We start from the raw sequence: 12,428 nt of genomic DNA, 5'->3' as shown, positions 1-12,428 counted from the left end.
TATAAGCATGAGGCAAATAGAAACAGCACGACCAACCAAAAGAGGCTCGGTCCATGGCAAAACCTGAACTTGGAACCAAACGAATAGACCCGGAAACGGGCAAGAAATTCTATGATCTTAATCGTGACCCGATTATTTCACCTTATACTGGGATCTCCTACCCCAGATCCTATTTCGACGCCACAGCCGACGCTAAGGGCGAGGATGAGGAAGAGGAGACTGAGACGGAGGACCTTGACACGGCATTAGAAAAGCCTGAATTCATCTCGCTTGAAGATGCTGATGATGAAACAAAGGGTGGCGAAGACATACCGGATATCGGCGACGATGAGGATGTCGACCTTGGTGACGATGATGACGACGCATTCTTGCCGGATGATGAAGACGACGAGGATGACGACGTAAGCGGTATTATCACCGGTGGCAATAAAGTTCATAAAGACGACGACATCTGACGAGAATTAAAGGGAAATTGTTTTCTTTTATAAAGTTTGCAATTTCCCTCTTGATCTTTGGCGCCACTCAATTTAAGAAGCCGCCAGACAGTTTGTCTTTATCCCTGAGGTCACAACGTGATCTTCTCGTCTTGAATGGGGCTATAGCTCAGCTGGGAGAGCGCTTGCATGGCATGCAAGAGGTCAGCGGTTCGATCCCGCTTAGCTCCACCAATTCTTGAAAAAACCGGCTTTTAAAAAAAGAGAGCTTCCCCCGGCTCTAATCTCGAAATTTTGCCGCTTAAATTTTTTATCCGTTAACTTCTTTACCTGTTAACTTATTTGCCCCTTAACTTCTTTGAATGAAGACCCGTTTCTCAAAGCTGTTTTATATTTTGATTTCCAACCGGTCTTGTTCATTGCTTTTTCTATTCCGCAGGTTCCGGATTGCCATTTTTAAAACTTTACTGTTTTTGATGGTCCTTGGGAGACAGTTTGACACTATTGGCAAACGATTCTTGATTTTTTAAAATCTTGCCTGCGCCAGTCATGACCAAAAACATGTGCGATTATTGTTGTGCTTTCAAATTGGCTTACGAGAGAGACTATAAACTTGATCGCTAAACATTATCAATTATAAGGCATTTGTTAGATGGCTAATTAATTCGGGAAAGCATTTTTATGCCGCCAATAAAACGATTTTCATTCAACCATCGGAGCAATCAATAAGGAGTTCGGCACAGAATTTATGTTGGAAGATATCTATAAAGTTATCCATGAACGGCGCGATGTGCGCGACGAATTTTTACCTCAACCGCTTGATGAGGCTGTTATCACAAGGCTTCTTGAAGCGGCTCATTCAGCTCCTTCGGTAGGCTTCCAGCAGCCATGGAATTTCCTTCTTATCCGTGACCAAAGGCGAAAAACACAAGTCAAAGAAATTTTTGACCGTGCGAGCGCCGAGGAAGCAAAAATTTTTAACGACGAAAGGCGAAAACTTTATAACCGCCTGAAATTACAGGGTATTGTCAAAGCACCTCTTAATCTGGTTGTCACATGTGACCGCTCGCGCGATGGCCGCACCGGTCTTGGGCGTTTTCATAATCCGCAAATGTCGGCCTATAGTTGCGTTTGTGCGGTCGAAAATTTGTGGCTTGCAGCACGGGCTGAAAACATCGGCGTCGGCTGGGTTTCGATCTATCATGATGACGAGCTGAAGGAATTGCTAAAGATTCCCCCCGAAATCGACATCATCGCCTATTTGTGTATCGGCTATGTCAGCCACTTTTACGATAGCCCCGAACTCGAACAAAAAGGATGGCGTAAACGCGTACCGCTCGAAAGCCTTGTTTACCACGAAGAGTGGCCCAAGAACGCGCAATAATATTGCGTAATAATAGCGAATTTTTTTTGATTCTAATCTAAATGTGATTGAGCATTGATCGAAAAAGCGTTTAAAATCCTTGCGTTTATATGATCTGTGCGGCACAACCGTTACTACATTGGAATTATTCAAGGAAAATTCAAAATGCCTCCCTATCGCTCAAGAACTTCTACTCATGGCCGGAATATGGCCGGTGCCCGTGGCCTTTGGCGTGCCACCGGAATGAAAGACGGAGATTTTGGTAAGCCGATTATTGCTATTGCCAATTCCTTTACACAATTTGTTCCAGGTCACGTACATCTTAAAGATTTGGGACAACTTGTGGCACGCGAAGTAGAAAAAGCGGGCGGCGTTGCAAAAGAGTTTAATACAATTGCTGTCGATGACGGTATCGCAATGGGGCATGACGGTATGCTCTATTCCCTTCCTTCACGCGAGATCATTGCCGATTCGGTCGAATATATGGTCAATGCCCATTGTGCGGATGCTCTGGTCTGTATTTCCAATTGCGATAAAATTACACCGGGAATGCTGATGGCGGCTTTACGGCTCAATATTCCAACGGTTTTTGTTTCCGGCGGCCCGATGGAAGCAGGAAAAATCAAATGGAAAGGCAAAGAACTTGCTGTCGACCTCATTGATGCCATGGTTGCAGCAGCCGACGACCATAACAGCGATTCCGAAATTGCCAATATGGAGCGGGCAGCTTGCCCGACATGCGGTTCATGTTCGGGTATGTTTACAGCAAATTCGATGAACTGCCTGACGGAAGCACTTGGCCTATCGCTTCCCGGTAACGGTTCGATGCTCGCAACCCATGCCGACCGCAAACATCTTTTTGAAAAAGCCGGCCACCTTATCGTAGAACTGGCCAAGCGTTATTATGAACAGAATGATGACAGTGTTCTTCCCCGCTCGATTGCAACATTCAAATCTTTTGAAAATGCAATGACGCTTGATATTTCAATGGGCGGTTCAACCAATACGGTTCTTCATCTATTAGCCGCCGCGCAAGAAGGCGAAGTTGATTTTACAATGTCCGACATCGACCGGCTTTCACGCCACGTTCCGGTTATTTGTAAAGTTGCACCTGCCGTTGCCAATGTGCATATGGAAGATGTCCATCGTGCCGGTGGCGTTATGGCAATTCTGGGCGAACTTGACCATGCAGGTCTTATTCACAGCGAAGTTGCAACTGTTCATGAACCAACATTGAAGGATGCTTTGCGCAAATGGGATGTCAAACAGACAAATAATCCGGAAGTCCATGAATTTTATCGTGCTGCTCCGGGTGGCATTCCGACCCAAACACCATTCAGCCAGTCACGGCGTTATGAAACAGTCGACCTTGACCGCGAAAAAGGCGTCATTCGCGATGTCGACCATGCCTATTCCAAGGATGGCGGCCTTGCCGTTCTTTACGGCAACCTTGCCAAGGATGGGTGCATTGTCAAAACCGCCGGCGTTGACGACTCGATTTTGAAATTCAAAGGTCCGGCACGGATTTTTGAAAGCCAAGACTCCGCAGTGGTTGCTATTTTGAACGGCAAAATCAAACCGGGAGACATTGTGCTTATCCGTTATGAAGGTCCGCGCGGTGGCCCCGGAATGCAGGAAATGCTTTATCCGACAAGCTATCTGAAATCGAAAGGTTTGGGAAAAGCCTGTGCTCTCATCACCGATGGCCGTTTTTCCGGTGGTTCGTCGGGGCTTTCCATCGGCCATGTTTCACCGGAAGCTGCCGAGGGTGGCACGATCGGTCTTGTCGAAGAAGGCGATACAATCGAAATCGACATACCAAATCGCAAAATCCATCTTGATGTCGATGACGCTACACTTGCCAAACGTCACAAGGAGATGGAACAGAAAGGCGACAAAGCCTGGAAGCCGGAAGAGGTTCGCAAACGCAAAGTTTCCAAAGCTTTACGTGCTTATGCAGCCATGACAACATCGGCCGCCAAAGGCGCTGTTCGCCAAATCTGATTTTAAAATTTTCTCTCCCGTTATGATTGGTAAATTGTAACGGGAGAGTTTTATAATCATTTTTAAAAATATATTGTCATTTTTTAATATACCGCGACTTTGAAACATGAAGTTGGCCTGAAATTATTTCCGAACCGTTAGGGGAACGAATGCCGGTTATTGATGTATTGGCAAAACATGCCAGTTTGACACCTGACAGAATTGCGATTTCGATCGCCGGAAATAAAATCACCTATAAAACACTCTACCAGCGAGCCGAAGCTTTCAGGCGCAATCTTTTTAAATTTAAAAAACGCCACCCCGATCATTTCGGTTTACCGGATGAAGGTCGGCTGGTTCTGCTCGCACTTCCAAACCATTTTCGCTTTGGTGAAATTTTTGTCGGTGGTTCGGCAAGCCCGCATTGCGTTGCAGTTCTTTCTGTTGCCACGCCCCCAAACCAGATTGAAGAAATCATGCGTCGGCTTAATCCCGACATTGTTATTTGCGAGAACAAAGATTGCATCATTGCAGAAATTGCCCGCACCCTTGATTTGCCAGCACTTTATGTTGAAAAAGATACCGACACTCAATTAACTTATGACCGTTTTCTGGCAACTTATGACCGTTTTCTGGCAACTTATGACCGTTTTCTGGAAGGAACGAACCCCGATAAAACGATAGCCGATCTGCCGCTTGGGCCGTTTTTTATCGGTTTTACGTCCGGCACAACGGGGCTTCCAAAAGCTTTTATCAGAAACCGCCAAAGTTGGCGAAACTCGCTCGTGACCGGACGAAAGTTCTTCGGCCTCGACAAATTACATAAAGCGGTTGCTCCCGGTCCCATGGCGCATGGCGTGAGCCTTTATGCGCTTATCGAAACCTTGGATAGCGGCCAGACATTTGAAAGTGTCCGAAAATTCAATGTCGACGAAGTATTGGAGCTTCTGAAGACCGCCGATCGTTTTGTCGGCGTGCCAACCATGCTCAACGAATTGAGACAACGGGCGGATGAACATAAGTCGGTTTTTAAAGAAATGAAGCAACTTGTGACCGGAGCTTCAAAATTCGATCGTCAGCATTATAACGACGCCCGCGCGCTTTTTCCGAATGCGGAAATTTTACAATATTATGGTGCATCGGAATTAAGTTTTGTTGCAGTCAACAAAATGACACCCCGAACGCTTTCACATGAAACCTCCATGTCACCGGTGGGAAAACCGTTTCCCGGTGTCAAAGTCACAATTCGGGATGAAAATTTGTTACCACTCGCGCCGGATAAAATCGGTACTATTTTTGTCGAAAGCGATTTGATCTCGGATGGATATTTATGGGGCGACAATGGCAAATCATTTGTCCGTAACCAATATGGCGCAACTGTTGGCGACCTCGGCATGATGGACAAAAACGGCGAACTTTATGTGATGGGGCGTGCCGGCGGTATGATTATTTCGGGCGGCAACAATATTTATCTTGCCGAAATAGAAACGGCATTGAAAACCATCCCGAATGTCAGTGAAGCAATTGCTTTCGGCATTGCCGATGACGTTTATGGAGAACGTCTTGTCAGCGTTGTTTCATTCAAAGATGCCCCGTTAACCGCAGATGAATTGCGTGAATTTTGCCGCCCGTTAATGGAAAAATTCAAAATTCCGAAAGATTTCTATTTAATTAATCACTGGCCAATGACGTGGAGCGGAAAAATTGCGCGCGTGATAGTCAAAAGAATGGTTGAAGAGGGCGCCCCCGAAGTCACAAGGCTTTAAAAATGGAAGAGAGTAGAACACCTGTTATTATTGCGGCAGCAAGAACAGCTATAGCGCGTGCAAATGGTGCACTTTCGTCCATTGACGTGGAATATCTTCTAAGCCCGCTCATTCAGGCACTCATCGAACGCACAAAGATCGAAAAAACCGGAATTGACGATGTTATGATCGGCAATGCTGCGGGCGGCGGGGGTAATCTCGCACGCCTTGCCGCTTTGACTGCCGGACTGCCTGTTGAAATTTCGGGTGTAACGCTTGACCGGCAATGCGGCTCGGGTCTTGAAGCTGTTGTTATGGCATGCAGACTTGTTGAAGCGGGTGCGGGTGAAATTTATCTCGCCGGTGGTGCAGAGAGCGTATCAACTGCGCCGTGGCGCATAAAACGCCCGAAAACGCCGCGCGAATTGCCGCAATTTTTTTCCCGTGCCCGTTTTTCGCCGGATAGAATCGGTGACCCCGATATGGGAAACATGGCTGAAAATATTGCCCGACATTTTGGCATATCGAGAGAAAGGCAAGATCTTTTCGCGCTTCAAAGCCATCAACGAGCTTTGAAAGCTCAAGCTGACCATCGTTTTGACGATGAAATCATACCCCTTCAAACTGCAAAAGGTCTATTTTCCGCTGACGATTGCCCAAGATCGGGTTTGACCGTGGAAACTTTGGCCCATTTGCGACCGGTTTTTGAACAAAATGGAACAGTCACTGCCGGAAATTCCTGCCCTTTGAATGACGGGGCAGCTCTGGTTCTGGTGACATCTCTCGAAAAAGCCAAACAATTGGGCATTCAATACGGAATTATTTTTATTGATAGTGCTGTAAGCGGTGTTGACCCCAATCTTGCCGGTATGGGGCCGGTTCCCTCGACAAAAAAATTGTTACAAAGAATGAAGCTCGACAATTGTTCGGATTTCAGTGTTATCGAATTCAATGAAGCCTTTGCCGCACAAGTGCTTGCCGCCATTGACGAGTTGGATATATCGGCGGAACAAATCAACCGTGAAGGTGGCGCAATCGCCCTTGGACATCCTTTCGGCGCGTCGGGCACTTTTCTGACGATACGGCTTTTTTCCCAAATGAAAAATCTGGCAGATAATGCGCTCGGCCTTGCGACAATGGGAATTGGCGGAGGGATGGGAATAAGTGCAGCATTCCGACCTTACCATAACGGCTAAACATCAATTCTCTTGAGCGGAAGCAAAATTGTAATAGTTCTTGCGAAAACCGGCTTGTTTAACATACCGGCCTTCTTTTTTCATCAGCAAAGGCGCGAATAATACAAAACCAATGCGATCAATAACAGCATTGGCAACGTGACTTGAAAGCCTCCGGATGGTTATTCGATATAATTCCCGTTTAACATCATCCCGTTCCTGTTGAACCATCCCGTTCTTATTAAACAAAGACAAGCCTTGCCCGCTCTTCAAGTGCTTTAAAAAACACGCATTCCCGCCAATCGGTTTTTTCAATCGAGAGCGTCAAGTCTTCAACCCTGCCATTAATTTTCAGCCAATGAAAGCTGTTTCAAACGATAGAGTTCTTCCAAGGCTTGCTTAGGGGAAAGCTCGTCAGGATTGATTGCCTTCAAGGCTTCTTCGATTTTTGAAGTTTGATGGCTGTTTTCAGCTTCGCGCGCCAAAGCAACGGAAAAAAGTGGAAGATCATCTATCAATTTTGTGGCTTTACCGGCGACTTCACCTTTTTCCAACTGATGGAGAACATCTTTTGCCCGCGACAAAACGGCCGCCGGAAGGCCTGCAAGCTTTGCCACCTGCACCCCATAGGAACGGTCTGCCGCGCCATTTCCCACCTCGTGAAGAAAAACAACATCGCCATTCCATTCTTTGACTTTCATCGTCACATTGTGAAGGCGATCAAGTTTTTCGGTGAGTGCTGTCATTTCATGAAAATGGGTCGCAAAAATTGCACGACAATGATTGACCTCATGAAGATATTCAATGGCTGCCCAGGCAATCGAAAGCCCGTCAAATGTCGAGGTTCCGCGGCCGATTTCATCAAGAATAACCAATGAACGCTCGCCTGCCTGATTGAGAATTGTTGCTGTTTCCACCATTTCAACCATAAAGGTTGACCTTCCATGGGCAAGATCATCGGCTGCACCAACGCGGCTGAAAAGCCTGTCGACAACACCGATATGGGCAGAACCGGCAGGAACAAACGACCCCATTTGCGCCATAATGGCAATCAGGGCGTTTTGACGCAAAAACGTTGATTTACCGCCCATATTGGGGCCGGTCAGCAGCCAAATAGCACCATATTTCGCACCATTTTTAGGAGAAAGATCACAATTATTGGCAACAAACGGTTCTTTGGCCTGCTTTCTCAATGCCTGTTCAACCACCGGATGGCGCCCCGCTACAATCTCGAAATCAAGCGACTGGTCGACAAGCGGGCGACAATAGCCCTGTTCTTCGGCGAGAAAAGCATTGGAGGCGGAAACATCAAAAACAGCAAGTGCCATAGCAGCTTGCCGGATGAAATCGGCTTGATCTGCAATTTCTTCAACCAGCTTGTCAAACAATTCAAGTTCGATTGTCAAAGCGCGATCGGCTGCATTGGCAATGCGGCTTTCAAGATCGGCAAGTTCTGTTGTGGTAAAACGCATGGCATTCGCCATTGTCTGGCGATGGATAAAACGGCTTTTTGCTTCATCCGTTTCCGTCAATGCCGGTGCCTGAAGCGCAGTGACTTCGATATAATAACCAAGAATATTGTTATGGCGGATTTTGAGTGCTTTAACGCCCGTTTCTTCGGCATAACGGCTTTGCAATTCGGCAATGAAGCGGCGCGATTCGTCCCTTAAGGTTCTCAGTTCATCAAGTTCCTGATTATAATTTTCGCGAACAAATCCCCCGTCCCGTTTCAACAAGGGCAGATCATCGGCAAGAATGCGATCAAGGTGGCTGTGCAAATCAACGGGTAATTTTTCAAGGATTGCAAAAGCATCGCCCAATTCTTGCGGCAGAAGTTGACCCGCAAACAGGTTTTTCACATCGCAAATAACAGCAAAGCCACGCTGGATTGCAGCCATATCACGCGGACCGCCGCGACCAAGAACAAGGCGTGAAAGTGCCCGTGGCATATCCGGTGCGCTTTTCAAAATAGCCTGCAAGCCTTCGGCAAGCCGCATATCATTAAGAAAATAGGCAACCGAATCAAGCCTCTCGTTGATGGCAACCGGCGCTATCAACGGTGCCATCAGGCGTTCGCTCAAAAGCCTTGCACCACCGCCCGTCACTGTCCGGTCAATCGCTTTCATCAAGCTGCCATCGCGCTGGCCTGAAAGTGTTCGCGTCAATTCCAGATTGTTGCGGGTTGCCGGATCAATAAACAAAGAGGCATTTTCGTCTTCCCTTAGAGGACGCATAAGGGGCGGACGTTCATTGATTTGTGTTTTTTCAACATAGCCGATTGCCGCAGAAATTGCCGAAAGTTCTGCACGATCATAGTGTCCCAGCCCTTCCAACGTTGCCAGTTTGAAATAGTCGCAAATATTGCGTTCGGCCATATTGCTATCAAAGAGGCTTGCCGCTTGTGGTGTAACGATACGACCAAGAATGTTGAATAACGGTTTCAATGCCTCGTCATGGAAAACACTATCGGCAACGATCAGCTCTTGCGGGTCGATGCGCATAATATCGGCAAGCAACCGGTCGGCATGGGCACGGCTTACTTTGAAAATTCCGGTTGAAATATCAATCCATGCAATCGCAAATTCCTGATCTTTTCCCGACTTGATGCGTGAAAGCGCCATAAGATAATTGGCTCGCGCCGGATCAAGCAGTTTATCTTCTGTCAGAGTTCCCGGTGTGACAAGGCGGATAACATTGCGTCGCACAACCGATTTGCCACCCCGTTTTCTTGCTTCAGCGGGGTCTTCCATCTGCTCGCAAACGGCCACGCGATAACCACAGGCAATAAGTTTTTGCAAATAATCATCAGCGGCGTGAACCGGAACGCCGCACATTGGTATATCTTCCCCCAGATGTTTGCCACGTTTGGTAAGAGCAATACCCAATGCCTTGGAAGCTTCGATTGCGTCGTCAAAAAAAAGCTCGTAAAAATCGCCCATGCGATAAAACAGCAAGTAATCGCTATTTGCCGCTTTTATTTCGATATATTGCTCCATCATCGGCGTGATACGCTCTTGCGAGCTATTCTGCTTTTCTCCGGTTGCGCCTTCTGTCATACTTTTTCTACCCTTGCCTTTTGGCTCGCCACCAAACAGCCTTTCATTTTATGTTCTATGAGGTTCCATAAGCTACATTCAATTTGAACGCCGTACCATTCAAAATACGGTTTCATACAGAACTCTTTCCGACCAATGCAATTTTACAATTTATTGCCGAAAACTCCCGAACAATATATTCAGGAACGAGAAAAAAACTTGGACTATTGTTTAAAGATAATCCATAATTTTGAATTATTATCGCATTTAGACCGGCTTGAATGCAGCGATCATATTCGCTACACCAGAAAATGATAGAAAAATGAGCAAAAAAAATCAAGAAAACACAGATAAAACAAAAACTTACAGTTCTTTAGAACAGGAAGCACTGGATTTTCACAGTCGCGGACGCCCCGGAAAACTGGAAATTGTCCCGACAAAACCGATGTCAACACAGCATGATTTAGCTTTGGCTTATTCGCCCGGCGTGGCTGTTCCGGTAAAAGCAATCGCAAAAGATCCCGCTTTAGCCTTTGATTACACAGATAAAGGCAATCTCGTTGCTGTTATTTCAAACGGTACAGCCATTTTAGGCCTCGGACATCTTGGCGCTCTCGCCTCCAAACCTGTGATGGAAGGCAAGGCCGTATTGTTCAAACGCTTTGCCGATGTTGATTCGATTGATCTGGAAGTTGATACCACCGATGTGGATGCTTTTATCAATGCGGTTCGCTATCTGGGGCCTTCCTTCGGCGGCATCAACCTTGAAGACATCAAAGCTCCCGACTGTTTTATCATTGAAAGCCGATTGAAAGAATTGATGAACATTCCGGTTTTTCATGACGATCAACATGGAACTGCCATTATTGCCACAGCCGGTCTTATCAATGCGCTTTATCTTACCGGACGTGATATGAAGCACACACGCCTTGTGTGCAACGGTGCCGGTTCTGCCGGAATTGCCTGCATTGAACTCATAAAAGCCATGGGTTTCAAGTCGGAAAATGTCATATTGTGCGACACCAAAGGCGTCGTTTATGAAGGCCGTCAGGAAAATATGAACCAGTGGAAGGCTGCCCATGCCGTCAAAACCGACAAACGAACGCTTGCGGAAGCACTTGAGGGGGCAGATGTTTTCTTCGGCGTTTCGGCCAAAGGGGTTTTGTCACCTGAAATGGTCAAATCCATGGCACCAAAGCCGATCATTTTTGCGATGGCCAATCCCGACCCTGAAATTACACCGGAAGAAGTTGCCAAAGTACGCGACGATGCCATTATGGCAACAGGGCGTTCGGATTACCCTAACCAAATAAACAATGTTTTATGCTTCCCTTATATTTTCCGTGGCGCACTTGATGTGCGTGCCAGCACGATCAATGAGGCAATGACAATTGCTGCGGCCAAAGCCATAGCCCAGCTTGCCCGCGAAGAAGTACCCGATGATGTGGCGGATGCCTATCGCGGCAGCAGACTTAAATTCGGGTCGCAATATATTATTCCGGTACCGTTTGACTCGCGCTTATTGTCGGCTATTCCGACTGCTGTTGCAAAAGCCGCAATGGAAAGCGGCGTTGCCGGCAAGCCGATTGCCGATCTTGAAGCCTATGCGCGGGATTTGGCTGCGCGACGTGACCCGATAGCCGCAACAATGCGCGGCGTTTACAACCGTGTACGCCAGAATCCGAAACGGATTGTCTTTGCCGAAGGTGAAGAAGAACAGGTCATGCGGGCAGCCGTTTCTTACGTCAATCAAAAGCTCGGCAGTGCCATTCTGGTTGGACATGAAGATGTTATCGAGAAAAGAGCGAAGGCAGCCGGTATCGACCTTAACAGATCCGGAATAAAAATTGCCAATGCGCGCCTGTCCGATCGGAAAGATGATTATGCAGATTACCTCTATAGCAAAATGCAGCGCAAAGGTTGGTTGTTGAGAGATTGCCACCGTTATATCAATAATGATCGCAACCATTTTGCCGCATGCATGTTGGCATTGGGCGACGCCGATGCGATGATTACCGGCGTAACACGTAATTATGAAACCGGACTTGCAGATGTCCTGCGCGTTATCGACGTAAAGGCAGATGAACGGGTTGTCGGTGTTTCAATGGCAATTTGCCGCGGTCGCACCGTTTTTATTGCCGACACGGCTATTTCCGAACACCCGAATCCGGAAGAATTGGCCGATATTGCCGAACAAGCGGCAAATTTTGCCCAAGATATGAGTTACAAGCCACGCGTTGCACTTCTGGCATATTCTACTTTCGGCCACATGAAGGGTGAAGGCGCCCAACGTATTCAGGAAGCGGTCAAATTGCTTCGCAAGCGCAATGTCGATTTCGAGTTTGACGGTGAAATGAGTGCCGACGTTGCACTTAACGCCAAAATGATGCAGCAATATCCGTTTATGGGATTGAGCGAACCGGCCAATGTTCTGGTTATGCCGGGCTATCATTCGGCCTCGATTGCCAGTAAAATGTTGCAAGAACTTGGGGGCGCAACACTGATCGGGCCAATTCTTTTAGGACTCGAAAAATCGGCCCAGATTGTGCCTCTGGGGGCGCGCGATTCCGACATTGTCACAATGGCAGCTCTGGCTGCCTATAATTCGACAAAATAGACCCATCCGGATTTTAAAGCCCCGTTTTCTCCAACGGGGCTTTAGTTGATTGCTTTATAAATAAATTCTTGAACTT

General features: G+C 47.1%; 9 protein-coding genes and 1 tRNA gene. 8 read left to right on the top strand and 2 right to left on the bottom strand.

Features of this window, described 5'->3' with window-relative positions; translation table 11 throughout:
• The first annotated feature begins 53 nt into the window (after positions 1 to 53).
• The 6 genes from GQS64_RS02530 to GQS64_RS02505 all read left to right on the top strand — a co-directional run bounded on the left by GQS64_RS02530 (position 54) and on the right by GQS64_RS02505 (position 6,721).
• On the top strand, positions 54 to 455 hold the full coding sequence (locus GQS64_RS02530; protein ID WP_077990535.1) for a TIGR02300 family protein: 402 nt from the start codon (positions 54 to 56) through the stop codon (positions 453 to 455).
• A gap of 137 nt (positions 456 to 592) precedes the next feature.
• Positions 593 to 668, top strand: a tRNA-Ala gene (locus GQS64_RS02525).
• Positions 669 to 1,182: 514 nt separating this feature from the next.
• The gene (gene bluB, locus GQS64_RS02520) at positions 1,183 to 1,818 is read left to right on the top strand and encodes a 5,6-dimethylbenzimidazole synthase (protein ID WP_198230521.1); all 636 of its coding nucleotides are present in this window, start codon (positions 1,183 to 1,185) and stop codon (positions 1,816 to 1,818) included.
• Between the two features lie 144 nt (positions 1,819 to 1,962).
• Positions 1,963 to 3,801 carry a dihydroxy-acid dehydratase gene (ilvD, locus tag GQS64_RS02515; protein ID WP_077990528.1) on the top strand — a complete coding sequence of 613 codons (1,839 nt, stop codon included), beginning with the start codon at positions 1,963 to 1,965 and terminating at the stop codon, positions 3,799 to 3,801.
• A 149-nt stretch (positions 3,802 to 3,950) separates the two neighbouring features.
• Positions 3,951 to 5,546: an AMP-binding protein gene (locus GQS64_RS02510; protein WP_198230520.1), complete on the top strand. Its 1,596-nt coding sequence runs from the start codon at positions 3,951 to 3,953 to the stop codon at positions 5,544 to 5,546.
• Between the two features lie 2 nt (positions 5,547 to 5,548).
• A complete protein-coding gene (locus tag GQS64_RS02505) occupies positions 5,549 to 6,721 on the top strand; it encodes a thiolase family protein (protein WP_198230519.1) in 1,173 nt (390 codons plus the stop codon).
• 3 nt (positions 6,722 to 6,724) lie between these two features.
• Here GQS64_RS02505 and GQS64_RS02500 read toward each other — a convergent pair whose 3' ends face one another.
• On the bottom strand, positions 6,725 to 7,015 hold the full coding sequence (locus GQS64_RS02500) for a hypothetical protein (protein ID WP_198230518.1): 291 nt from the start codon (positions 7,013 to 7,015) through the stop codon (positions 6,725 to 6,727).
• 29 nt (positions 7,016 to 7,044) lie between these two features.
• Positions 7,045 to 9,756, bottom strand: a complete 2,712-nt coding sequence (gene mutS / locus GQS64_RS02495) for a DNA mismatch repair protein MutS (RefSeq protein ID WP_198230517.1) — start codon at positions 9,754 to 9,756, stop codon at positions 7,045 to 7,047.
• A 301-nt stretch (positions 9,757 to 10,057) separates the two neighbouring features.
• Here mutS and GQS64_RS02490 point away from each other — a divergent pair, with 301 nt between their 5' ends.
• Together GQS64_RS02490 and GQS64_RS02485 are read left to right on the top strand one after the other, a co-directional pair.
• On the top strand, positions 10,058 to 12,352 hold the full coding sequence (locus GQS64_RS02490; protein ID WP_198230516.1) for an NADP-dependent malic enzyme: 2,295 nt from the start codon (positions 10,058 to 10,060) through the stop codon (positions 12,350 to 12,352).
• Entirely contained in the window at positions 12,309 to 12,401 is a 93-nt protein-coding gene (locus tag GQS64_RS02485; protein ID WP_369805192.1) for a hypothetical protein, read from the top strand. The genes GQS64_RS02490 and GQS64_RS02485 overlap by 44 nt, the downstream gene beginning before the upstream one ends.
• Positions 12,402 to 12,428 lie beyond the last annotated feature (27 nt).

The organism is Bartonella sp. P0282 (assembly GCF_048452985.1).
Taxonomy (GTDB): Bacteria; Pseudomonadota; Alphaproteobacteria; order Rhizobiales; family Rhizobiaceae; genus Bartonella; species Bartonella choladocola.
The sequence above is the reverse complement of the archived record's forward strand: the minus strand, read 5'-3'. Positions and strand labels throughout refer to the sequence as shown.

Bases quoted from the DNA above. Each gene is read 5' to 3' on its own strand.
- GQS64_RS02530 (WP_077990535.1), top strand. From the start codon at position 54: ATGGCAAAACCTGAACTTGGAACCAAACGAATAGACCCGGAAACGGGC.
- bluB (WP_198230521.1), top strand. From the start codon at position 1,183: ATGTTGGAAGATATCTATAAAGTTATCCATGAACGGCGCGATGTGCGC.
- ilvD (WP_077990528.1), top strand. From the start codon at position 1,963: ATGCCTCCCTATCGCTCAAGAACTTCTACTCATGGCCGGAATATGGCC.
- GQS64_RS02510 (WP_198230520.1), top strand. From the start codon at position 3,951: ATGCCGGTTATTGATGTATTGGCAAAACATGCCAGTTTGACACCTGAC.
- GQS64_RS02505 (WP_198230519.1), top strand. From the start codon at position 5,549: ATGGAAGAGAGTAGAACACCTGTTATTATTGCGGCAGCAAGAACAGCT.
- mutS (WP_198230517.1), bottom strand. From the start codon at position 9,756: ATGACAGAAGGCGCAACCGGAGAAAAGCAGAATAGCTCGCAAGAGCGT.
- GQS64_RS02490 (WP_198230516.1), top strand. From the start codon at position 10,058: ATGAGCAAAAAAAATCAAGAAAACACAGATAAAACAAAAACTTACAGT.